Origin of the sequence: Streptomyces sp. NPDC048172 (assembly GCF_043202595.1) — a bacterium.
In the GTDB taxonomy this organism is placed as follows: domain Bacteria; phylum Actinomycetota; class Actinomycetes; order Streptomycetales; family Streptomycetaceae; genus Streptomyces.
This window is the reverse complement of the sequence record NZ_JBIDAT010000017.1, coordinates 30091-52365: the sequence shown is the minus strand read 5'-3', so window position 1 is coordinate 52365 and position 22275 is coordinate 30091. Positions and strand designations below refer to the sequence as shown.

Genomic DNA, 22275 nt, shown 5'->3' with positions numbered 1-22275 from the left:
GTCCCCAAAATGGACATCTTGACAGCTTCAGGGCGCCGACATCGCTGGTCATGGCGCCGCATACGGACAGGCCGAAAGTCCTTTCAGGGGGTGGGCCGGATGAGGCATGTCACAGCCACACCCCCCTGAACAGGGCTTTTTCGTGCCCCAGGTCACAGATCATCGGGCCCGACAGGCATCGGCGCGGGCTCAGTAGCTGAGCCGCTGGCCCGGGAGGATCAGGTCCGGGTCGTCGCCCACGACCTCGCGGTTGCGCTCGTACAGCTCGCTCCAGCCCCCGCGAATGTCCTGGTCAGCGGCGATCTGGGAGAGCGAGTCGCCGGTCTGGACGCGGTGCTTGCCGCCGCCGTGCCGGGGGCCGTCGCCGCGCGAGGGGTGCTCGTCCGGCTCGCCCCGGTGCTTGCCGGTGCCCTCGCCCTGGCCCTGGCCCTCCCCGTCGCCCTTGCCGTCGCCCTTGCCCGGCTCGGAGGGGTCGGAGGGGTACGAGGAGTCCGGCGGGGTCGTCGGGGTGCCGGAGGGGTCCTCGGACGGGCTGTCGGAGGGGTCGTCGGAGGGTGAGTCCGAGTGCTCGTCGGACGGGCTGCCCGAAGGCGTGTCCGAGGGGCTGTCCGACGGTGAATCCGACGGCGAGTCCGAGGGGCTGTCGGACGGCGAGTCAGAAGGCTCGTCCGACGGGCTGTCCGAAGGCGTGTCGGACGGGCTGTCCGAGGGAGTGTCGGACGGCGAGTCAGAGGGGCCCTCGGAAGGTCCCTCGGAAGGGCCCTCGGAGGGGCCGGAGTCCGTCGGGTCGGAGGGGCTCGGGGCCGGTTCGTCGCCCAGGTCGCCGCCGCCCGGCGCCGGGTAGCCGCCCGGGTCGCTGCCGCTGGGGTCCCCGGGGTCCGTGCCCGGGTCGACCTCGGGCGGCTGCGAACCGCCGTCGCCCAGGCCCGCGATGTCCGCGCACTGCGGGAACGCCTCGGGGCCCTTGGCCGAGAGGATCTTCTCGCCGACGGATATCTGCTGGCTGCGGCTGGCGAGGTCGGGGCGCTCCGCGTACGACGTACCGCCGTACTGCTCCCACATCTCCATCGTCAGCTGGAGCCCGCCGTAGTACCCGTTGTCCTCGTTCGCGCTCCAGAGGCCGCCGCTCTCGCACTCGGCGACCCTGTCCCAGGTCGAGGCGTCGGCGGCGTGCGCGCCGGTGGCGCCCAGCAGCGGAATGGCGATGCCCGCGCCCGTCACCCCGGCGGCGACGAAGAGTGCGGGGGCCTGGCGGGGGCGGCGGTGCCGACCGTTCCCGGAGCGCATGGTGGACCTCTCGTAGGGACAGTTCACTTGACGCCGGGAAGGTAGCGGCGAACAGGGGTGCGTCACAAGCCAGTGTCGCGAATATCACGTACTGGTCACGCGGGTGATTTCCCGTCACTCCCGTACCGGCGCGAACTCCACGGGCAGGGTGCGCAGTCCGCGCATGATGAGCCCGCCGCGCCAGCGCAGCTCCTCCGGGTCGGCGGCCAGCCGCAGATCCGGCAGGCGGCGTAGCAGGGTCGCCAGCGCCGTCTGCCCCTCCAACCGGGCGAGCGGGGCGCCGAGGCAGTAGTGGATGCCGTGCCCGTAGCCCAGGTGCTGGTTGTCGCGGCGGGTGAGGTCCAGCCTGTCCGGATCCGCGAACTTCGCCGGGTCGCGGTCGGCCGCCGCGAGGACGACCAGCACCGGGTCCCCGGCCGCTATCGGCTGCCCGCCGATCGTCAGCGGCTCGGTCGCGAACCGCCAGGTCGCGAGCTCGACCGGGCCGTCGTAGCGCAGCAGTTCCTCTACGGCGGCGGCCAGCAGCCGCTCGTCGCCCGCCGCCACCGCGTCCTGCAGCAGGTGCCGCTGTTCGGGGTGGCGCAGCAGCGCGTACGTGCCGTTGCCGATGAGGTTGACGGTCGTCTCGAAGCCCGCGAAGAGGAGGATGAACGCCATCGCGGCGGCCTCGTCCTCGGTGAGGTGCTCGCCGTGGTCGGAGGCGCGGATGAGCCCCGAGATCAGGTCGTCCCCCGGGTCGGCCCGCTTACGGTGGATCAGCTCGGCGAGATAGCCGCGCATCTTCTTCACCGCGCGCCCGACGCCGCCCCTCGGCGAGCCGGGCTGATGGATCATCATGCCCGCCCAGGAGCGGAAGTCGTCCTGGTCCTCGGCCGGGACGCCGAGGAGGTCGCAGATCGCGTAGATCGGCAGCGGGAACGCGTACTCGTGGATGAGGTCGGCCTCCCCGCGCCCCGCGAAGGAGTCGATCAGCGCGTCCGACAGCTCCTGGACGCGCGGCGCGAACGCGGCCACGCGGCGCGGCGTGAACGCCTTCGAGACCAGCCGCCGCAGCCGGGTGTGGTCGGGCGGGTCGATGTTGAGCAGGTGCGTCATCAGGTTCGCGCTGCGCTCGCCCGGAATGCCGACCTTGCCCTTGCCGTGCGAGCCGCGCTCGCTGTGGTGGTGCGGGCTCTTGCTGAGCCGCGCGTCCGCGAGGGCCTCGCGCGCGTCCGCGTACCGCGTCACGAGCCACGCCTCGACACCGCTGGGCAGCTCGGTACGCCGTACGGGCGCGTGCTCCCGCAGCCAGGCGTACGCGGGGTACGGGTCGGAGGCGAAGCTCCAGTCGAAGAGCGGCGGCGGGGTGTTCTCGTCGTGCACCCTCCGACGTTACGCGGGCGCCGTGTGCTCCAGCCAACCGGCCGCGATCAGGTACTGGCCCGCGAGATAGCCCGCCATGATCAGCACCTCGTGCGAGGTCTTGGACGGCAGCTCGTGGCCCGCCGCCTGGAGCCCGATCAGCAGATCCGAGACGAGGAACGCGGCGGCCCCCGCCCCGACCTTCCCGCCGACGCCGAACGCGGCGGCGCCCATCGCCGTCAGCGCGAGGCTGTACCCGGCCACGGGCAGCCGCATCCGGCGGTCGAGGGTGGGCGCGAGCGCGGCGTTCGCGACGGCCCAGGCCGCCAGGCAGGCCGCTGCGCGGCGCGGGCGGCGGCGGATCCCGCGCACGGCGCCGAGGCGGGCCGTCATGCCCGCCGTGTAACTGACCTGGGTGCCGAGGAAGGCGGCCATGCCCGTGAGGAAGGCGGTCTCGCGGTCGTCGAAGAGCAGCGCGGTGTCTCCGACGGTGGCGCAGCCGAGTCCCGCGAGCAGCGGTATGTTCTTGCCGCCGCCCCTTTTTGCCGCGTACGCCCCCAGTGCGGGCATCAGCAACGGCTTCGCGGCGCGGGCGAGGCCGCGTGGGCGCTTGGCGGTCGCGAACAAGTCCACGGCCGCGAGCGCCCCGTATGCGGCGAGGGCGCCGCGCCCCTTCGTATTAGCCATCCGCGCAGTCTCCGCGCGCCCTTTCCCCCAGGTCAATCCCCCGCCCCCAACAAACTACCGCCGAGTACGAGATCGCCCCCCCCGGGGCCAAGGCAACAGGGCTTGCCCCTTTGCCCTCAGGGGCGCGGGGCTGTGTTCGTTTAGCGGCTCCGCCGCGGGGGCGCGACGGTTCAAGACTTCGGGGCTTGCCCCTGTTCCCTCAGGGGCGCGGGGAACTGCGCGACAAGCCACGACGCACTCGCAGCCCGCGAAGCACAGCCCGGGGCACCCCGAACCCGGCCCCGTTGCGCGGGGCACCCGGCATGGGGGGCTGCGCTTGCCAACCCTGCGCCTTGCGCAGACTTCCCAAGCACAGCGGAGGGAGAAGCGCAGACTTCCCAAGCTTCGCAGGGGCGGAGGGAGAAGCGCAGACCTGCCAAGCACAGCAGGGCGGAGGGCGAGCCAGGGGTGCGGGGTCAGCTGGGGGTCTCTGCTGTGCGGATCGTGTCTCGGTAGGTGCGGGCCGCGGCGCGGAGGGCCGACTCCGGGTCGACACCGTCGCGGACCGCCCGCACGGCCAGAGCGAGGAGCTCGTAGCCGACACCCTCGCCCGGAGGGAGCGGAACGTCCAAGCCCGCGCCCCTGGCGCGGGCGTCAAGCTTGGCGGCGAGCGCGAGCGCGGGCTGGCCGAGAGGCACACCCTCCGTCGCCGAGGTGCGCTCGTGCTTCTCCACGGCCTTGCGGTTGCTCCAGTGGGCCTTGACGTCCTCCGCCGTCTCCGCCGTCTCGTCGCCGAAGACGTGCGGGTGCCGGTGGATCAGCTTGGTCACCAGGCCGCCCGCGACGTCGTCGATGGCGAACGGCGACTCCGGGTCGTCCTGCGCGATACGGGCGTGGAAGACGACCTGGAGCAGCACGTCGCCCAGTTCCTCGCACAGCGCCTCCGGGTCGCCCTCCTCGATGGCCTCGACCATCTCGAAGGTCTCCTCGACGCCGTACTTCAGCAGGTCCTCGTGGGTGCGCACAGCGGCCCACGGGCACTCGGCCCGGATCCGGTCCATGACCTGGACGACGTCGAGCAGCCGCGCGCCCGGCAGGTCGTACGAGCCGGGCAGCAGCTCCAGGTCGGGCATCGCGGGCTCGCGGCCCGAGCCCGCGAGACGGGCGAGGCCGTCGGTGAGCGCGGGCTCGCCCTCCGCGGTGGCGAGGACCACGACCGTACGCCCGCCGCCCCGGCACAGGTCCACCAGCTTGCGCGCGTCCGGCGCCGTGCCCGTCTCGACCTCGACGCCCGCCTCCCGCACGTACGGGAGCTGGGGGTGCGCGGGGTCGGCGCACAGCACGCGGTCGGCGTCGCGCAGCGCCTGCCAGGCGGGCCAGGACAGCAGGCCGGGGGCGACGCGGTGGGTGGTCGTGAGCAGGACGATACGGCCGGGCGCGGGGGAGTCAGTCACCCCTCGAACGTAACCCAGGGTGCCGGAATCCCCCTCGCGCTTTTTGCGGGGCCCAGGGCCCCGGACCGGGTCACATGCGCTGCTGCTGGCGGTCCTTCGCGTCGCCGGAGAGGTCCCGGAGCCAGGGGGTCTTCGCGGTGCCGAGCGCGGACTTGCCCGCGTTCCACTTCCCGTAGCGCGGGTTCACGTCGATCTTCATGGCCTTGGAGACCTGGGTGAGCTTCGCGTTGAGCCGGGTGTTGCCCTGCGGGGAGCGCGGGTCGATGCCCTCGGCCTTGGCGATCTTCTCGAAGCGGACCTGCATCCGGATCCGGCCGTCGACCTCGTCGGGCGCGACGGCCTGCTGCTGGAGCAGCGCCTTCTCCAGCGCCTTGCGGCCGCCCGCCTGCTTCTCGATCTGGGCCCGGGCCTGCTGGATCTCGCGGCGCGAGACCTTCACCCCGGCGTCGTCGGCGGCGCGCGCGACGATCTTCTCGCGGATCATGCCGTCCAGCGTCGCGCGCGTGAGCTGGCCGCTCTGCTTGATCATCTGCGCGCCCTGCGGCGCGGACCGCTGCGCGTCCCGGACCGCGCCGACCTTGGACTGGAGCTGAGCCATGCTGATCCGGTCACCCTCGACCACGGCCGCCGCGCCCGGGTGCGCGTCCTTCCCGCACCCGGTCAGCAACGGCGCCGCGACCACGAGCGCGGCGACGGCGGAGAGGGTGAGCACGGACCTACGGCGATGGCTTTCCATGGGGCCTCCTGGGCGGCAACGCATGCACGACCTAGCGATGATCGATGGTATGGAGTCGCGGGCGGCCTTGACCACCGCTTCGACGCCAAATCGACCAACGATTCGGGAGCAGTTGAGTGCCGCTCCCACTCACCGGCCCCTCAGCCGCACTGCGCGAGCATCGTCTTCTTGTCCGGCGCCGTCACCGGAAGGCCGTACTTCTTCGCGACCTGCGCGAAGCGGACCACGTACGCGCAGCGGATCCTCTTGTTCGGCGGCAGCCAGGAGGCGGGGCCCGAGTCGCCCTTGGAGGCGTTGGCGGGGCCGTCGGACGGGAGCAGGTTCAGCGGGTCGTTCGCTATCTGCTTGCGCTTCTCCTCGGGCCAGCGGGCCGCGCCCATCTGCCAGTTGTACGAGAGCGGCACGACGTGGTCGATCTGTACGGCGATGGCGCGCCGCTTCGTCCAGGAGATGCGCTTGCCGGTGTACGGGTCGTCGAGGGTCATCGACTCCACGACGCAGTCCGAGCCGGAGCGGTGGCGCAGCTTCTCGCCGTCGCGGGCCAGCAGGTCGTTGCGGGTGTCGCAGCCGTTACGGGCCAACGGCACGCCGTCGGCCGTGTCCATCCACGCGTAGCCGAACTTGTTCCGCTCGTACCCCGTCCTCGGCCCGCGGCCCTTGGTGGGCAGCTTGCCGATGAGGGTGCGCGCCTCGGCCCGGTCGCCGTCCGAAGTGAGCGCCGCGAGGCCCGGCTTGGTGCCGTCCGGGTTGTCGAGCGGACTGACGGCCCGTCCGGAGCCGGACCCGGATCCGGACCCGGACCCAGACTCGGACCCGGATCCCTGCGACGGCTTCGCCTCGCCGTCCGTGCCGCCCGTCAGTCCCTCGCAGCCGCTCAGGGCGAACGTCACGACGGAGACGGCGGTGAGTGCGGCAGCGCGTGTACGTATGTGCGACAAGTGAGGATCCGTTCCGGCTCGTTCGAGGTGTACCGGAAAAGGATCTCATCGGCCCGGGAGCACCGAGTGTTCACTCCCGACTCATCCCCTGTGTACCGGTGGGCGGTAGTCGTCTCGTTGGGCGAAACGGGGACGACGGAGAACCACGGAGAAAGGGGGCGCCTTGGCGCCGGGGAGCGTACGCGAACCACGCTGGGACAATGTGCGGTTCTTCTCCGGAACCCTCGTGGTCATCGGCCACACCATCGAACCGCTGGGCCACATCGACGGGCTGCGCTGGCTCTATCTGACGAGCTGGGCGCTGCGCGTACCCGTGTTCGTGCTGCTCGCCGGGTACTTCAGCAGCGCGGGCCCGCTCACCGCGCGGGAGCTGCGCAGACTCAGCGAGTCGGTGCTGCTCCCCTACTTCGCGATCGGCCTGCTGCACACCGCGCAGCTGCGGCTGATGTACGAGAAGTGGTCGATCTTCGTCACCGAACCGGCCTGGGGCCTGTGGTTCCTCTTCGCGCTCTTCGTCTGGCGCATGCTGCTGCCGTACGTGGTGGTGCTCCGCTTCCCGCTGCTGACCGCGGGGCTGGCGGCGGTGGCCGTGGGCATGATGAGCAGCTTCGGCAACGCGTACTCGGCCTCCCGCATCGTCTGCTTCCTCCCCTTCTTCCTGCTGGGCTGGAAGCTGCGGAACGGCCTGGAGGAACCGCTGCTGGAGGCCCGCTGGAGCCGGTACGCGGCGCTCGGCGTACTGGCCGCGACCGCCGTGGCCGCCTGGGTGTTCCGGCACGACGTCAACCTCTCCTGGCTCGCGATGCGCACCCCGTACGCGGAGATGGACACCCCGGGACCGCCCTGGGCGCCCCTCGTGGTGCGCGCGGTGGTGCTGGCGGGCGGCGGCGTCGTCGCGCTGGCCTTCGTCCGCCTCATGCCCCGCCGCCGGATCCCCGTCATCAGCTACCTGGGCGCGGGCGGCCTGTACATCTACCTGCTGCACCCGCTGATGCTGCGCCCGCTCACCGCGTACGGCGACTTCCTCGGCAAGGTCGGCCCCTGGCACGAGCAGCTCGCCCTGCTCGCCGTCGTCACGGTCCTGTCGGCGGCGCTCGCCTCGCCGCCCGTACGGAAGGTGGCCTGGCCCCTCGTACAGCCCCGGCTGCCGTGGCTGTACGCGGACGCGCGCCGGCACGGACGGCACGGCGCGCCCCCGCCGGGGCTGCCCCGGGTCCCCGCGCCCACGCCGTCGGTACCCGCCCCTCCGAACGAGGAGACGCTGGAGCTGGCGCTGATCTCCCCCGGCCCGCCCAAGGACACTTGACCTTGACGCTGGCGGCAGGGTCCGAGGGTGGGGCCATGAACACCGCACAGCACACCCAGGGTCCCGTCGTCCTCGTCACCGGTGCCGGGAGCGGCATCGGCAGGGCCACCGCACGGGCGTTCGCCGCCGACGGGGCGCGCGTCCTCGCCGTCGGACGCCGCGAGGGGCCGCTCGCCGAGACCGCCGAGGGCCTCCCCGGCATCCGCCCGTACGCCGCCGACATCACCGCGGACGGCGCGCCCGAGCGGATCGTCGGCGCCGTGCTCGACACGTACGGACGGCTCGACGTGCTCGTCAACAACGCCGGGATCGTCGGCGGCCAGACCCTCGGCGCGCTCGCCCCGGACGGCATCCGCCCGCAGTTCGACACCAACCTCTTCGCGCCCGCGCTGCTCACCCAGGCCGCGCTGCCCGCGCTGGAGGCGGACGGAGGGGGCGCCGTCGTCAACGTCAGCACCTCCGTCGGCCAGCGCGCCTGGCCCGGCAACTCGCTCTACGCGGCCACCAAGACCGCCCTCGAACTCCTCACCCGGAGCTGGGCGGTGGAGCTGGCGCCGCGCGGGATACGGGTCAACGCCGTCGCGCCCGGCGCCATCGGGACCGCGATCGGCGAGAACCGGGGGCTGAGCGAGGAGGAGATCGAGGAGATCCGCGCCTGGCAGATCGCGCACACCCCCATGGGCCGGCGCGGCACCCCGGAGGAGGTCGCCTGGGCGATCCGGCAGCTCGCCGCGCCGGAGGCGTCGTTCGTCACGGGCGCCGTGCTGCCCGTGGACGGCGGTGCCGTGGTCGGGTGACGATGGGCCGGTGAAGATCGGCGAACTCGCGGCAGCCACCGGCACGACGCCGCGCGCTCTGCGGCACTACGAGCGCGAGGGCCTGATCGTCTCGTCCCGCGCCGCGAACGGCTACCGCGAGTACGGCGAGGCGGCCGTCACCCGCGTGCGCAACATCCGCCACCTCCTGGACGCCGGGCTCACCCTGGAGGACGCGCGCGCCTTCGACGGCTGCCTCGACGGCGACATGTCCACGGCGCCGCCGTCGCCGGAGGGCCTGCGGATCGCTCGCGAGCGGCTCGCCGTGATCGACGCGCGCATCGCCGCGCAGTGCGCGGCACGTGACCGTCTGGCCAGTGCCCTCGCGGCGTCTTCTCCCCCGTAACGCCTCACGTTCCCCACCCGGCATCGGGGCTGCACCTGGGCTGCCCCTGCCCGTGCGTCGCAGCCTGCGGGTGCGTCGTGGCCGGTCGCGCAGTTCCCCGCGCCCCTGAAGCAGCCCCTTCGGGGCGCTTCACGGGGCGCTTCGGGATGCGCCCCGAAGGGGCGCGGGGAACTGCGCGGCCCGCCACAGCGGCGCGGCAGACTGCCACGCACAGGCGGGGCAGCCCCGCCAGGGGCGCGGGGAACTGCGCGACAAGCCACGACGCACCTGCAGACTGCGACGGGCAACAGGGGCACCCCGGATGCAGAAGCCCGGCAGACAGTCAGAGGGCGTCGGGGAGCGCCCCCTCAGGGGCGCGGGGAACTGCGCGCTCGGGCACGACGCACCCGCGGGCTGCGATGCGCAGGCAGGGGCACCCCGGGTGCAGCCCGACAAGGCCCGGCGGAGAGTCAGAGGGTGGCTCTGGAGCGGCGTAGGGCCGCGCGTTCGGCGGGGGAGTCCGTGCGGGCGAGGGCCGCCTCATAGGCGGCACGGGACTCCTCCGTACGGCCCAGACGCCGCAGCAGCTCCGCGCGAGCGGCATGCAGGACGTGGTAGCCGTCGAGATCGGCGGCGAGGGCCTCGACCAGGGGGAGGGCCGCCGCCGGACCGTCCCGCTCGGCGACGGCCACCGCGCGGTGCAGGGCGACGACGGGGCCCGGGTCATGGACGGCGAGCTGGTCGTAGAGCGCGACGATCTGGCCCCAGTCCGTCACGGCGGCGCTCGGCGCATCGCTGTGGACGGCGTTGATCGCGGCCTGGATCTGGTACGGCCCGGGCCGGTCGCGGCGCAGGCAGCGGCGGACCAGTTCCTGCCCCTCTCCGACCAGCGCCCGGTCCCAGCGGGAACGGTCCTGGTCGGCCAGCAGGATCAGCTCGCCGTCCGCGTCCGTACGGGCCGCGCGGCGGGACTCCGTGAGCAGCATCAGCGCGAGCAGCCCCGTCGCCTCGGGCTCGTCCGGCATCAGCGCGACGAGCAGCCGGGCGAGCCGGATCGCCTCGGCGGCGAGGTCGGGGCGTTCCAGATGGCCCTGGTTGAAGATCAGGTAGAGCACCGCGAGGACACCGCGCAGCCGTTCCGGCAGGTCCGCCTCGTACGGCACCCGGTACGGGATCCCCGCGTCCCGGATCTTCCGCTTGGCCCGCACCAGGCGCTGCGCCATCGTCGCCTCGGGCACGAGGAACGCGCGGGCGATCTCGGCGGTGCTCAGCCCGCCGAGCAGCTTCAGCGTGAGCGCGACCCGCGCGGGCACGGCCAGGGCGGGGTGGCAGCAGGTGAAGATCAGCCGGAGCCGGTCGTCGCGCACGGCGCCCTCCTCGCGGGGCTCGTCGGCGGCGTGGAGCAGGGCCGCCTGCGCGTGCTTGTCCTCCCGCTTGGCCTCGCGGCGCAGCCGGTCCAGCGCCGCGTTGCGCGCGGTGGTGAGGATCCACCCCGCGGGGCTCGGCGGCGGCCCGCCCTCCGGCCAGCGGCGCAGCGCCTCCGCGAAGGCGTCCTGCACGGCCTCCTCGGCGACGTCGAGGTCGCCGAAGCGGCGGGCCAGGACGGCGACCGCGCGCCCGTGCTCCTCGCGGAAGACTCCGGCGATCTCCTCGTGGGAGGTCAGCAGCTCTCCCCGTCCTCCATGGGCCGCACCTCGACGGGCAGCGTCGTCGCCCGCGCGAGCTTGCGGCCCCACTCCAGCGCGGCGTCCAGATCCGGCGCCCGTACGACCGTGAACCCGCCCAGGTGCTCCTTGCCCTCGACGTACGGCCCGTCGGTGACGAGCGCCTCGTCGTCCCTGTACCGCACCACCGTGGCCGTCGCCGTCGGGTGCAGCCCCGCGGCGAAGACCCAGGCCCCGGCCTCCCGCATCTCCTTGTTCAGCGCGTCCAGGTTCGCCACGATCGGCGCGAGGAACTCCTCCGACGGGAGCTCGGCCTCGGTGGCCGTGACGGGCTGGTAGATGCTGAGCAGATACTGCTTCATGGCGTGCTCCCTGTGCGTACGGGTGTCTTCTCACCCTCTACACGAACAGGACCCCGCCTTTTCGACACGCTGACGGGTCCGGACCTCAGGCGTACCGCGGAAATTTCTCCGTGCGGATCGTGGCCGTGAGGAGCGTCAGGTCCAACGGCACCTCATCGCCGTACTCACCCTCCAGCCGTCCCCGGTACTCCCCGTCCTTGGGGAGGGTGTGCAGCGCCCAGGTGCCCTTGCGGGGGTCGATCATCAGGTAGGCGGGGACGTCGGCCTCGGCGTACCAGCCGACCATTTCCCGGGTGTCCTTGGTGACGCTCCCCCTGGAGACCACTTCCACGACGAGGACGACGCTGCCGGGTTCGGTGAGCCAGTCGTCCGAGTCGCCGAAGGAGGCGTCGCAGACGAGCAGGTCGGGGATGGCGTAGTCGTCCGGGTCGTTCGGCAGGCCGACGGAGGCCATCTGAAAGGCATCCAGCTCGGCGGGCAGCTGCGGCAAGAGCTGACGCTCCACATCGCTGACCACCCGCGCGTGCTTACCCATGGGACTCGGCGACATCATAAGGACCCCTCGAATGATCTCGGCGTGGAAGCCCGTGGCCTCCTCCGCCGCCTCGGCGGACTTCCGCAGCGGGGTCATGCCTCGTTCTGTCGTGTCTCGTTCCGGAGCCGCCATCGTCATGAGGTCCTCCCTACCGCTCGGTGCCGCCACCGTAGGAACGGCGACACGGAGTCGGTGCCGGTAACCGCGTTCTTCACACTAGCCAGTGACTACGCCCCCGGCACCGTCGTCAGGAACTCGCCCACCCAGGCCAGCAGCTCCCGGCCCACCAGGGGCTTGCCGCCGATGCCGTTCGGCTTGGGGCGGGGGACGAGGACCTGGTGGGTGGCCGCCTTGATGAGGGCGCCGGGGTAGAGGCGCTTCAGCCTGAGCTCCTGGGACTCGCGCAGCTCGACCGGGGAGAAGCGGATGTTGTTGCCCTGGAGGGTGATGTCCGTGACCCCGGCCGCGCGGGCGAGCATCCGCAGCGCCGCCACCAGCAGCAGGTTCTCCACCGGCTCGGGCAGCGGGCCGTAGCGGTCGGTCAGCTCCTCGCGGACGGCGGCGATGTCCTCCTCGGAGTTCGCCGAGGCGATCGAGCGGTACGCCTGGAGGCGGAGGCGCTCCCCCGGCGCGTAGTCGTGCGGGACGTGCGCGTCGACCGGGAGCTCGATCTTGACCTCCAGCGGGGCCTCCTCGACCGCCTCGCCGGATTCGAGGGCCGCGCGGTAGTCGGCCACGGCCTCGCCGACCATGCGGACGTACAGGTCGAAGCCGACGCCCGCGATGTGCCCGGACTGCTCGCCGCCGAGGAGATTGCCCGCGCCGCGGATCTCCAGGTCCTTCATCGCGACGTACATGCCCGCGCCCATCTCGGTGTGCTGGGCGATGGTGGCGAGGCGCTCGTGGGCGGTCTCCGTCAGGGGCTTCTCCGGGGGGTAGAGGAAGTACGCGTAGCCGCGCTCCCTCCCTCGTCCGACCCGGCCGCGGAGCTGGTGGAGCTGGCTGAGGCCGAAGTTGTCGCCGCGCTCGACGATCAGCGTGTTCGCGTTGGAGATGTCGATGCCGGACTCGACGATCGTCGTGGAGACCAGCACGTCCGACTTCTTCTCCCAGAAGTCGACCACGACCTGTTCGAGCGCCTGCTCGGACATCTGGCCGTGCGCCGTGGAGATACGGGCCTCCGGCACGATCTGCCGCAGCCGCGCCGCCGCCCGGTCGATGGACTCGACCCGGTTGTGGATGTAGAAGACCTGGCCCTCGCGGAGCAGCTCGCGGCGGATCGCGGCGCCGATCTGCTTCTCCTCGTACGGCCCGACGAACGTCAGCACCGGGTGCCGCTCCTCCGGCGGCGTGGTGATCGTCGACATCTCGCGGATGCCGGTGACCGCCATCTCCAGGGTGCGCGGGATCGGCGTCGCGGACATCGTGAGCACGTCCACATTGGCGCGCAGCTTCTTCAGCTGCTCCTTGTGCTCGACGCCGAAGCGCTGCTCCTCGTCGACGATGACCAGGCCCAGCTCCTTGAACTTGGTCTCGGAGGAGAAGAGCCGGTGCGTGCCGATCACGATGTCGACGGTGCCGTCGCGCAGCCCGTCGAGGGTCGCGCGCGACTCGGTGTCGGACTGGAAGCGGGAGAGCGCGCGGACGTTCACCGGGAACTGGCCGTACCGCTCCGTGAACGTGCCGAAGTGCTGCTGGACCAGGAGCGTGGTGGGGACGAGGACGGCGACCTGCTTGCCGTCCTGCACGGCCTTGAAGGCGGCGCGCACCGCGATCTCCGTCTTCCCGTAACCGACGTCGCCGCAGATCAGCCGGTCCATCGGGACCGACTTCTCCATGTCCTCCTTGACCTCGCCGATGGTGGTGAGCTGGTCCGGCGTCTCCACGTACGGGAACGCGTCCTCCAGCTCGCGCTGCCAGGGGGTGTCCGCGCCGAAGGCGTGGCCCGGGGCCGCCATCCGGGCGCTGTAGAGCTTGATCAGGTCGGCGGCGATCTCCTTGACGGCCTTCTTCGCGCGCGCCTTCGTCTTCGTCCAGTCGGCGCCGCCGAGGCGGTGCAGGGTGGGCTGCTCGCCGCCCACGTACTTGGTGATCTGCTCCAGCTGGTCGGTCGGCACGAAGAGCCGGTCGCCGGGCTGGCCGCGCTTGGCCGGGGCGTACTCCACGAGCAGGTACTCGCGGGTGGCGCCCTGCACCGTGCGCTGCACCATCTCGATGTAACGGCCGACACCGTGCTGCTCGTGGACGATGTAGTCGCCGGGCTCCAGCGTCAGCGGGTCGATCGTCTTGCGCCGCCGCGCGGGCATCCGCGCCGCGTCCTTGCCCGCCGCCTTCTGCCCGGACAGGTCGGTCTCGGTCAGCACGGCGATCTTCAGCTCGGGCGCCAGGAAGCCGTTGTCGAGCGAGCCGCACGCCACGTTCACCAGGCCCGTGGCGATCGGGCCCTCCAGCGCGCCCTGCTCCGCGAGCCGCGCCGCGACGCCCTCGCCGCCGAGCACCTCGACCGTACGGGCCGCGGGGCCGTGGCCCTCCGTGACGTACACGCAGCGCCAGCCCTCGGAGAGCCAGCCCTTGGTGTCGGCGAGCGCGCGCGCCGTGTCCCCGCGGTACGTCTCGGGGGCGTGCAGGCCGAGCTGCAGCGTGTCGTCACCGTCGTCGCCCTCGCCGTCGCCGCTGTTCAGCTCCGCGTCCGCGGCGAACTGGCTGACGGACCACCACATCATCCCGAGCTCGGCCGCGTGCTCCCGTACGTCCGCGATGCCGCGCAGCGAGGCCGCGCCCACGTCGATCGGGGCCGCGCCGCCGCCCGCCGTGGCCGCCCAGGACGCCTGGAGGAACTCCTGACTCGTCGCCACCAGGTCGGCGGCGCGCGTCCGCACCCGCTCCGGGTCGCAGACCACGGCCATGCTGCCCTTCGGCAGCACGTCGATCAGCAGCTCCATCTCGTCCACGAGCACCGGGGCCAGGGACTCCATGCCCTCGACCGCGATGCCCTCCGCGATCTTGTCGAGCATCTCGGCCAGCTCCGGGTGCTCCCGCGCGAGGGCCGCGGCCCGCTCCCGTACGTCCTCGGTCAGCAGCAGCTCGCGGCACGGCGGCGCCCACAGCCCGTGCTCGGCGACCTCCAGGGAACGCTGGTCGGCGACCTTGAAGTACCGGATCTCCTCGATGTCGTCGCCCCAGAACTCCACCCGAAGGGGGTGCTCCTCGGTCGGCGGGAAGACATCGAGGATGCCGCCGCGCACGGCGAAGTCGCCCCGGTTCTCCACGAGCTCCACGCGCTGGTACGCGGCTGCCGCCAGCGCGTCCACGACCTCGTCGAGATCGGCGCTCCCGCCCTGCCTGAGCGAGACCGGCTTCAGGTCCCCCAGCCCTTGCACCTGCGGCTGCAGCACGGAGCGGATCGGCGCGACGACGACCTGGACGGGCCCGGTCGCCGGGTCGCCCGGATCCGGGTGCGCCAGCCTGCGCAGCACGGCCAGCCGCCTGCCGACGGTGTCGCTGCGCGGGCTCAGCCGCTCGTGCGGCAGCGTCTCCCACGAGGGGAACTCCGCGATCCCCTCGCCGGGCAGCAGCGAGCGCAGGGCCGCCGCCAGATCCTCGGCCTCGCGGCCCGTCGCGGTCACGGCCAGCACGGGCCGCCCCGCCTCGCGCGCGAGCGCCGCCACGGCGAAGGGCCGCGCGGCGGGAGGTCCGACCAGGTCGACATGGTGCCGGTTCCCGTCGGCCGCCGCCTTGACGGCTTCGCCGAGCGCGGGGTCCTTGACGACGGCATCGAGCAGACCGTGCAGGCTCATGGGCTCCTGGGCTTCCATCTGAGGGCAACGCGAAGGGCCCGGCACGCGTGGCGGACCGGGGGTACCCAGACAGAGTACGACGGCCCACCGACACCCGCTCTTCTCCGCCTGCACCCGGCATCCGGGCTGCGCCCGGGGTGCCCCCGCCTGTGCCTGGCAGTCCACCGCGCCACTGTGGCGGGCCGCGCAGTTCCCCGCGCCCCTGAGGCCACTCCTGGCCTCCCCCGGCATTCCGGGCTGCGCCCGGGGTGCCCCTGACCGGACGTCGCAGGCTGCGGGTGCACGGTGGCCGCTCGCGCAGTTCCCCGCGCCCCTGACGGGGCGCACCCTCGCGCGCTGGAGCGCCCCGGAGGGGCTGCTTCAGGGGCGCGGGGAACTGCGCGCCGAGCCACGACGCACGCGCGGGCTGCGACGCGACAGCGAGGGGCAGCCCGGATGCAGAAGCCCTGGCCAAGGGGGGTGGCCTGGAGTGCAGCGGAACTTATCCGCGTACCAGCGCTGAACACCTGTCCCCCCGCCAGGGCCCGGTGGCAGACTCCCTCGCTCCGGAGGGGGCGCCGGGCGTACGGGAATCACTCAATCAAGGCAAAACGGGGACACAGACCATTGCGCACCACGACCTCCATGACCGCCGCGTCCCTCGCCGTCCTGGCACTCGCACTGAGCGGCTGCTCCAGCGACAGCGGTGACGGCGACGGCGGCGACAGCGAGCAGGCGCGGCCCAAGAGCAAGAAGACGGCCCAGAAGCAGACCCCGTCGCCGAAGGCGAGTCCGAGTTCGAGTCCGACGAGCGCCTCGCCGTCCGCGTCCGCGAGCCCCAGCCGCACCGTCTCCCCCAGTCCGAGCCGGACCACGCCGAGCCGCAAGGCCACCCCCAGCCGCACCGCCGCCCCTGCGCCGAGCAGGCCCGCGTCCGGCACGGGGTCCGTCCAGGGCACCTGGTACTACACGGTCCGGGACGCGAAGGGCAGGCCCATCACGGTCACGGTCCGCGGCACGTCCTGGACCGCCGCCGTGACGAACGGCGACTCCTGCTCGGGCACCATCAGCAGCGGCATGGCGGTGACCTCGGGGAGCTGCGACGAGTCGTCGAAGCCCGGGAAGGCCGTGCTCAGCGAGGGCGGCCGGAAGCTCACGTTCGACTGGGGCGGCGGGAAGACCGACCGGATGCAGCGCACCCCGCCTCCCCCGTCCTGACCACGGGAGAAACGGGAGGTGCGGGGCATGGAGCCCCCCGCGCTCCACGCCCCGCACCCGTCGGTTCGACCGCTACTCCGTGGCGATCGCGTTCAGTACGTTCATCCGGCCCGCCCGGAACGCGGGGATCAGGGCCGCGATCAGGCCGACGACCGCCGAGCCCGCGAAGACCGCGAGGATCGTGGACCACGGGATGGCCAGGACGCCCAGGCCCTCCAGGGCGAGGAGCTGCTGGGCCGTGGCGCCCCAGCTCATGCCCAGGCCGAGGCCAAGGAGAGCGCCGAAGAGGGCTATGACGACCGACTCCAGGCGGATCATGCGCCGCATCTGGCGGCGGGAGAGGCCGATCGCGCGCATCATGCCGATCTCGCGGGTCCGTTCGACGACGGAGAGGGCGAGGGTGTTCACGACGCCGAGGACGGCGACGACGATGGCGAGGGCCAGCAGCCCGTAGACCATGTTGAGCAGCTGCCCGACCTGGTCCTTGAGGGTCTGCTTGAAGTCGGCCTGGTCGCGCACCTTGAACTGGGGGTACGGCTTGAGGTCGGCCTTCAGGGCTTCGTACGCGGCATCCGCCTGCCCCTCCTTCGCGGTGCCGAACATGATCGAGTTGAGCGGCATCCGGTCGGCCGGGACGTGGGCCTTGACGGTCGTGATGTTCACGTACATCGCGCCCTGGTCGACCGCCGTGTCGTCCTTCGTGATCGCGCCGACCCGCAGCTTCGCGGTCCGGCCGTGCTCGAAGGCGACGGTCATCCGGTCGCCGACCTTGATCTTGTGGTCCTTGGCGAACTCCGTGCCGACCGACATGGAGTCCTTGGCATAGGCGTCGGCCAGGTCGCCGGCGGAGGTCTCGCGCCGCAGGTCCTTCATGTACGAGGGCTGCGTCGCGGACAGCTCGGTGTCGGTCTTCTTGCCGTCGGGGGCCGTGATGTCGGCCTTGACGTTCTTGTAGGCGGTGACCGACTCCAGGTCGTTCGAGGCGCGGACCTTCTTCTCGACGGCCGGGGTGATCGGCTGGCCCATGTCGGACTGGATGATGAAGTCGGCGCCGACGGACTTGTCCAGCTCGTCCGTGGCCGAGGCGACCATCGAGGAGCCGACGACCGAGAGCGAGGCGACCAGCGCGAGGCCGACCATGAGGGCGGCGCCCGTGGCGCCCGTACGGCGCGGGTTGCGCAGCGCGTTGCGCTCGGAGAGGCGGCCGACGCGGCCGAAGGGGCGGGCCACCACCAGGGAGAGGGCGCGGACGAAGAAGCCCGCGATCACCGGGCCGATGACGACGAAGCCCACGAGGGTCAGCAGCACGCCGCCGCCCAGCAGCAGCGAGCCGTCGCCCGCCTTGTCGGCCTGCGCGGCGCCGAAGAGGGCCGCGGCGCCGCCGCCCGTGAGCAGCACGCCGAGCACGGCCCGCACCAGGCCCGTACGGCCGTCGGCCGGGGTGCCCGCGTCGCGCAGCGCGGCCATCGGCGAGACCTTGCCCGCGCGGCGGGCCGGGAGCCAGGCGGCGAGGACGGTGACGACGATGCCGAGGACGAGGCCGATGACCGGGGTGGTCCAGGCGACGGTCAGCTCGGAGGTGTCGAGCTCGATGCCCATGCCGCCCATGAGCTTCATCAGGCCGACGGCCAGTCCGACGCCCGCGCCGACGCCGAGGACCGAGCCGAGGACGCCCAGCATCAGGGCCTCGACCAGCACGGACCTGTTGACCTGCTTGCGGCTGGAGCCGATGGCCCGCATCAGGCCGATCTCGCGGGTGCGCTGGGCGACCAGCATCGAGAAGGTGTTGACGATGAGGAAGACGCCGACGAGGAGCGCGATCCCGGCGAAGCCGAGCATGGCGTACTTCATGACGTCCAGGAAGCCGCCCATGTCCGCGCGGCTGGCGTCGGCGGCCTCCTTCTGGGTCTGGTACTTGAAGGCGCCCGCGCCCAGCTCGGAGGCGACGTTCTTCTTCAGCAGCTCGTGCGTGACGTTGGTGTCGGCGGAGACGGCGATCTGGGTGAAGCGGTCCTTGGCGCCGAGCAGCTTGCTCTGCGCGGTCGGGGTGTCGAAGTAGACGACGGCCGCGCCGGGGTTGGTGACGCGGAAGGTGGCGATGCCGGTGATCTTCGCCTTGATGTCGCCGGTGACGGCGATGGTGCGCAGCTCGTCACCGATCTTGAGGCCGTGCTTGTCGGCGGTGTCGGCGTCGACCATCATCTCGGTCGGCCCGCGCGGGGAGTGGCCCGAGGTGATGTCCATCGACTTGCGGTCGTTGGAGGTCCAGTTGCCCGCGATGGTGGGGGCTCCGGTGGTGGAGCCCATGTTCTCGTTGTCCTTGTCGACGACGGTGACGCTGGTGCTGACGACGCCGCCCTCGGCGCTCTTGACGCCCTCGGCCTTGGCGACGCGCGCCACGGCGGAGGCGGGCAGCGACTCGGGCTTGCCGGTCTCGGGCGTCTCGTCCGAGCCCTTGGAGTTCTTCGGGGAGACGGTGACGTCGGCGGACGTCGCGGCGAACAGCTTGTCGAAGGTGGAGCTCATGGTGTCCGTGAAGACGAGCGTCCCGCAGACGAACGCCACGGAAAGCAGGACGGCGACGGCGCTGAGCGCCATGCGTCCCTTGTGCGCGAAGAAGCTGCGCATCGAGGTCTTGAGGACGGTCACGACACCCTCCCGAAGGTGTCGAAGTGCTTCATCCGGTCCAGGACGGCCTCGGCGGTCGGGCGGTGCATCTCGTCGACGAGACGGCCGTCCGCGAGGTAGAGCACGCGGTCCGCGTACGAGGCGGCGACCGGGTCGTGCGTGACCATCACGATCGTCTGGCCCAGGTCGTCCACGGAGCGCCGCAGGAAGCCGAGGACCTCGGAGCCCGCGCGGGAGTCGAGATTGCCCGTCGGCTCGTCGCCGAAGATGATCTCGGGCCGGGCGGCAAGGGCGCGGGCGACGGCGACGCGCTGCTGCTGGCCGCCGGAGAGCTGGTTGGGCCGGTGCTTGAGCCGGTCGGCGAGGCCGACGGTCTGGATGACGCGGTCGGTCCACTCGCGGTCCGGCTTACGGCCCGCTATGTCCATCGGCAGGGTGATGTTCTCGATCGCGTTGAGCGTCGGGAGCAGGTTGAACGCCTGGAAGATGAAGCCGATCCGGTCCCGGCGCAGCTTCGTCAGCTTCTTGTCCTTGAGGCCGGTGATCTCCTGGTCGCCGACCCAGATCTGCCCCTCGCTCACCGTGTCGAGCCCGGCGAGGCAGTGCATCAGGGTCGACTTGCCGGACCCGGACGGGCCCATGATCGCGGTGAACGCGCCCCGGGCGATGTCCACGTCGACGCGGTCCAGCGCCACGACGCGGGTCTCGCCGGAGCCGTACGCCTTGACGACCTGACGTGCGGCGGCGGCAACGGCCGTGACTGCCCCATTGCCCCTGGTCCTTGGGTTCGCTACAGCCGTTGACATGGCCTGACTCCTCGTCAGTGTGGTGATCCTGCGGTGGAAGGTCGCGTGCTGGAAGGCTTCGCGTACTTGAGCTTCCTGGAGTCGGGGGCCGCCCACGATGGTGCACGTCAGTGTCTTCGCGGTGGTGTTAACCCCACCGTCCCGCTGCGGGAACCCGTATCCGTCCAGGTAGCAGCACGCTACGGAGCGCGAGCACGGGCGGCGTCGTACGCCGGAAGGAAGCCGGGCCCGGTGTTTGTCGGGGCCTACCCGTAGGGGTGGCGGGGGCCGCCGGGCCCGCCGTATGGGGGATCCGGACGAGCGGAGAGCGCCGCCCCGGGTCACCTTCGGGTCATGGGTGAGCCTGTGCCGAACGCGCCGTACGGCCAGTCCAGCAGCACGCTCTACCGCGCCCGGGGCCGTCCGCGCCGCCCGCGGCGGAACCGGCGGAACGGGCGGCGGGGCAGGTGGAGCTGGCCGCGCCGTCTCGGGGTCGCGGCCCTGGTCCTGGCGCTCGTCCTCGTGGTCACGGCCGTCGCCACGTACTTCTGGGCGTCCTCCCGCCTGAAGGAGACCGACGCGCTCGCCGACTACCCCGGCCGCCCCGGCGACTCCCAGGGCGTCAACTGGCTGATCGTCGGCTCCGACACCCGCGCCGACCTCACCCGCGAGGAGCGCCGCGAGCTGCACGTGGGCGGCGGCGGGGAGCGCAACACCGACACCGTGATGGTGCTGCACCACGGCGACGCGGGCCCGTACCTGGTGAGCATCCCCCGGGACAGCTACGTCTCGATCCCCGGGCACGGCCGCGGGAAGATCAACTCGGCGTACGCCCGCGGCGGCCCCGAGCTGCTCAGCCGCACCGTCGAGCAGTCCACCGGGCTGCGCCTGCACCACTACGCGGAGGTCGACTTCCTCGGCTTCACCCGCATCGTGGACGCCCTCGACGGCGTACGCCTGTGCCTGAAGGCCCCGCTGCGCGACGAGAAGGCGGGCGCCGACCTCGACGCCGGGTGCCAGACCCTGGACGGCAAGCAGGCCCTCGCCTACGTACGCGCCCGCTACAGCGACCCCGAGGGCGACCTCGGCCGGGTGAAACGGCAGCGCGCTCTGCTGAGCGCGCTCGTCCAGGAGGGCACGGGCGCCTCCGTCCTCCTCAACCCCTTCCGGCTCTACCCGTTCCTCGGCGCGTCCCTCGACGCCGTCACCGTCGACAAGGGGACCGGCGTGCTGTCACTCGCACGGATGGCCTGGAACGTCAGAGGGCTGACGGGCGGCGACGGCGGTACGACAACCGTTCCGGTGACGAATGCGGGGCTCAGCGTGCCGGGGGCCGGAGACGTCGTCCTGTGGGAGCCGAACGGGTCACGTGAGCTTTTTGATCAGTTGCGCCGGGATGTGCCGATTACAGCTACGAAGGTGAAGTAGCGCATCCTGGGGGACGAGGTCGGGCGGAGTGTGGCGGTATGGCCCCTTCGCTCGAATGTGTCGCTGAGGTGTGTCACTGAGATTGGGGCTCATATGAGTGCGTCGTCGCCGCACGGCTTTGTCGTCGTCCGGGGCCGGGGCTACCGGCCCGAGCAGGTCGACGGCCGTGTGACGGACCTGAACGAGGAGCGGGACGCGGGCTGGGAGCGGGTCGCGAAGCTCACCGTGCTCAGCAGGGAGATGACGGAGGAGGCCGAGCGCCTCCAGGCCCTCGCGGCCTCGCTCCCCCCGCAGACCTACGAGACGCTCGGCGAGCGCGCCCAGTCGCTGCTCGCCACGGCGGAGGCGGAGGCCGCGGACGTACGGGCCGCGGCCGAGGCCGAGGCGCAGGAGCTGACCGAGCGCGCCGACGCCGAGGCCCGCGCCCTCAAGGACGCGGCCCGCGACGAGTCGACGCGGGTACGGGCCACCGCCGAGGCCACCGCCGTGCACGCCGTCGACACGGCCCAGGAGCAGGCCGACGAGCTGCGCACCGAGGCCCGCGTGCAGGCCGAGCAGATCAGCCGCGAGGCCGCCGAGGCCCTCAAGGAGATGTCGCGCCGCTGCGCGGCGCTCCTGGCCGAGCAGGAGAAGGAGCAGGCCGCCGAGTCCGACGCCGCCGACCGCGAGCTGGCCGAGCACGAGGCCGCGACGGACAGCCGCATCTCCGGCATGGAGGACCGCGGCGAACGCTCCCTCGCCGACGCGAAGCGCGAACACGCGCAGGCCGAGGAGGCCGCCCGGCACCGCAAGGAGGACGCCGAGGCCCAGGCCGAGGAGCTGCTCTCGCAGGCGCGCGTCCGCGAGGAGGGCATCCAGCGCGAGACGGAACGCGTGCTGCGCGAGCACGAGGAGCGCCGCGAGGAGCTCCGCCAGCACATGGCCCACGTCCGCTCGTCCCTCGCCGCCCTCACCGGCCGCACCCCCGAGGAGGACCAGGCCCTCCAGACCCACCAGACGGGCTGACCTCCC

The 22275-nt window shown here is 72.4% G+C and carries 18 protein-coding genes; 6 read left to right on the top strand and 12 right to left on the bottom strand.

What is annotated here, in order from left to right:
• Positions 1-189: 189 nt before the first annotated feature.
• The 6 genes from ACGF3A_RS42705 to ACGF3A_RS42680 all read right to left on the bottom strand — a co-directional run bounded on the left by ACGF3A_RS42705 (position 190) and on the right by ACGF3A_RS42680 (position 6413).
• Positions 190-1287, bottom strand: coding sequence for a transglycosylase family protein (locus ACGF3A_RS42705; RefSeq protein WP_393736528.1), 1098 nt, complete (start codon positions 1285-1287; stop codon positions 190-192).
• A 114-nt stretch (positions 1288-1401) separates the two neighbouring features.
• Complete coding sequence (locus ACGF3A_RS42700; RefSeq protein ID WP_393736526.1) at positions 1402-2649, bottom strand: cytochrome P450; 1248 nt, start codon at positions 2647-2649, stop codon at positions 1402-1404.
• A gap of 9 nt (positions 2650-2658) precedes the next feature.
• Positions 2659-3315, bottom strand: coding sequence for a lysoplasmalogenase family protein (locus tag ACGF3A_RS42695; protein WP_393736524.1), 657 nt, complete (start codon positions 3313-3315; stop codon positions 2659-2661).
• Positions 3316-3770: 455 nt separating this feature from the next.
• Positions 3771-4766 (bottom strand): nucleoside triphosphate pyrophosphohydrolase, encoded by a 996-nt coding sequence (locus ACGF3A_RS42690; RefSeq protein ID WP_393736672.1) that lies wholly within the window; start codon positions 4764-4766, stop codon positions 3771-3773.
• Positions 4767-4818: 52 nt separating this feature from the next.
• Entirely contained in the window at positions 4819-5484 is a 666-nt protein-coding gene (locus ACGF3A_RS42685; protein ID WP_393736522.1) for a SurA N-terminal domain-containing protein, read from the bottom strand.
• 140 nt (positions 5485-5624) lie between these two features.
• On the bottom strand, positions 5625-6413 hold the full coding sequence (locus tag ACGF3A_RS42680) for an HNH endonuclease family protein (protein ID WP_393736670.1): 789 nt from the start codon (positions 6411-6413) through the stop codon (positions 5625-5627).
• 211 nt (positions 6414-6624) lie between these two features.
• Here ACGF3A_RS42680 and ACGF3A_RS42675 point away from each other — a divergent pair, with 211 nt between their 5' ends.
• Genes ACGF3A_RS42675 through ACGF3A_RS42665 form a run of 3 tightly spaced genes read left to right on the top strand, consistent with a single transcriptional unit; the run spans position 6625 to position 8889 of the window.
• A complete protein-coding gene (locus ACGF3A_RS42675; RefSeq protein ID WP_393736520.1) occupies positions 6625-7728 on the top strand; it encodes an acyltransferase family protein in 1104 nt (367 codons plus the stop codon).
• Between the two features lie 35 nt (positions 7729-7763).
• The gene (locus tag ACGF3A_RS42670; protein WP_393736518.1) at positions 7764-8525 is read left to right on the top strand and encodes an SDR family NAD(P)-dependent oxidoreductase; all 762 of its coding nucleotides are present in this window, start codon (positions 7764-7766) and stop codon (positions 8523-8525) included.
• 10 nt (positions 8526-8535) lie between these two features.
• On the top strand, positions 8536-8889 hold the full coding sequence (locus ACGF3A_RS42665) for a MerR family transcriptional regulator (RefSeq protein WP_393736515.1): 354 nt from the start codon (positions 8536-8538) through the stop codon (positions 8887-8889).
• A gap of 449 nt (positions 8890-9338) precedes the next feature.
• On the opposite strand, the gene ACGF3A_RS42660 is transcribed toward ACGF3A_RS42665, so the two are convergent.
• The 4 genes from ACGF3A_RS42660 to mfd all read right to left on the bottom strand — a co-directional run bounded on the left by ACGF3A_RS42660 (position 9339) and on the right by mfd (position 15226).
• The gene (locus ACGF3A_RS42660; protein ID WP_393736668.1) at positions 9339-10532 is read right to left on the bottom strand and encodes an RNA polymerase sigma factor; all 1194 of its coding nucleotides are present in this window, start codon (positions 10530-10532) and stop codon (positions 9339-9341) included.
• A complete protein-coding gene (locus ACGF3A_RS42655) occupies positions 10529-10894 on the bottom strand; it encodes a YciI family protein (protein WP_393736513.1) in 366 nt (121 codons plus the stop codon). The genes ACGF3A_RS42660 and ACGF3A_RS42655 overlap by 4 nt, the downstream gene beginning before the upstream one ends.
• Before the next feature lie 85 nt (positions 10895-10979).
• Complete coding sequence (locus tag ACGF3A_RS42650) at positions 10980-11525, bottom strand: Uma2 family endonuclease (RefSeq protein WP_393736511.1); 546 nt, start codon at positions 11523-11525, stop codon at positions 10980-10982.
• 131 nt (positions 11526-11656) lie between these two features.
• Positions 11657-15226 carry a transcription-repair coupling factor gene (gene mfd / locus ACGF3A_RS42645; RefSeq protein ID WP_393736509.1) on the bottom strand — a complete coding sequence of 1190 codons (3570 nt, stop codon included), beginning with the start codon at positions 15224-15226 and terminating at the stop codon, positions 11657-11659.
• A 624-nt stretch (positions 15227-15850) separates the two neighbouring features.
• Here mfd and ACGF3A_RS42640 point away from each other — a divergent pair.
• Positions 15851-16423 carry a hypothetical protein gene (locus tag ACGF3A_RS42640; RefSeq protein ID WP_393736507.1) on the top strand — a complete coding sequence of 191 codons (573 nt, stop codon included), beginning with the start codon at positions 15851-15853 and terminating at the stop codon, positions 16421-16423.
• 72 nt (positions 16424-16495) lie between these two features.
• Here the strand turns inward: ACGF3A_RS42640 and ACGF3A_RS42635 are convergent, their stop codons facing one another.
• Both ACGF3A_RS42635 and ACGF3A_RS42630 read right to left on the bottom strand, forming a co-directional pair.
• On the bottom strand, positions 16496-19072 hold the full coding sequence (locus ACGF3A_RS42635) for an ABC transporter permease (protein ID WP_393736505.1): 2577 nt from the start codon (positions 19070-19072) through the stop codon (positions 16496-16498).
• On the bottom strand, positions 19069-19857 hold the full coding sequence (locus ACGF3A_RS42630) for an ABC transporter ATP-binding protein (RefSeq protein ID WP_393736503.1): 789 nt from the start codon (positions 19855-19857) through the stop codon (positions 19069-19071). The genes ACGF3A_RS42635 and ACGF3A_RS42630 overlap by 4 nt, the downstream gene beginning before the upstream one ends.
• Positions 19858-20190: 333 nt before the next feature.
• On the opposite strand from ACGF3A_RS42630, the gene ACGF3A_RS42625 reads away from it, so the two are divergent.
• Both ACGF3A_RS42625 and ACGF3A_RS42620 read left to right on the top strand, forming a co-directional pair.
• Positions 20191-21264, top strand: coding sequence for an LCP family protein (locus ACGF3A_RS42625; RefSeq protein ID WP_393736501.1), 1074 nt, complete (start codon positions 20191-20193; stop codon positions 21262-21264).
• A 93-nt stretch (positions 21265-21357) separates the two neighbouring features.
• The gene (locus tag ACGF3A_RS42620) at positions 21358-22269 is read left to right on the top strand and encodes a cellulose-binding protein (RefSeq protein ID WP_393736499.1); all 912 of its coding nucleotides are present in this window, start codon (positions 21358-21360) and stop codon (positions 22267-22269) included.
• Positions 22270-22275 lie beyond the last annotated feature (6 nt).

What these genes read in the sequence shown, in the direction of transcription:
- ACGF3A_RS42705 (WP_393736528.1), bottom strand. Translation starts at nt 1,287, where the DNA reads ATGCGCTCCGGGAACGGTCGGCACCGCCGCCCCCGCCAGGCCCCCGCA.
- ACGF3A_RS42695 (WP_393736524.1), bottom strand. Translation starts at nt 3,315, where the DNA reads ATGGCTAATACGAAGGGGCGCGGCGCCCTCGCCGCATACGGGGCGCTC.
- ACGF3A_RS42685 (WP_393736522.1), bottom strand. Translation starts at nt 5,484, where the DNA reads ATGGAAAGCCATCGCCGTAGGTCCGTGCTCACCCTCTCCGCCGTCGCC.
- ACGF3A_RS42670 (WP_393736518.1), top strand. Translation starts at nt 7,764, where the DNA reads ATGAACACCGCACAGCACACCCAGGGTCCCGTCGTCCTCGTCACCGGT.
- ACGF3A_RS42655 (WP_393736513.1), bottom strand. Translation starts at nt 10,894, where the DNA reads ATGAAGCAGTATCTGCTCAGCATCTACCAGCCCGTCACGGCCACCGAG.
- ACGF3A_RS42650 (WP_393736511.1), bottom strand. Translation starts at nt 11,525, where the DNA reads ATGACCCCGCTGCGGAAGTCCGCCGAGGCGGCGGAGGAGGCCACGGGC.
- mfd (WP_393736509.1), bottom strand. Translation starts at nt 15,226, where the DNA reads ATGAGCCTGCACGGTCTGCTCGATGCCGTCGTCAAGGACCCCGCGCTC.
- ACGF3A_RS42640 (WP_393736507.1), top strand. Translation starts at nt 15,851, where the DNA reads ATGACCGCCGCGTCCCTCGCCGTCCTGGCACTCGCACTGAGCGGCTGC.
- ACGF3A_RS42630 (WP_393736503.1), bottom strand. Translation starts at nt 19,857, where the DNA reads ATGTCAACGGCTGTAGCGAACCCAAGGACCAGGGGCAATGGGGCAGTC.
- ACGF3A_RS42625 (WP_393736501.1), top strand. Translation starts at nt 20,191, where the DNA reads ATGGGTGAGCCTGTGCCGAACGCGCCGTACGGCCAGTCCAGCAGCACG.
- ACGF3A_RS42620 (WP_393736499.1), top strand. Translation starts at nt 21,358, where the DNA reads ATGAGTGCGTCGTCGCCGCACGGCTTTGTCGTCGTCCGGGGCCGGGGC.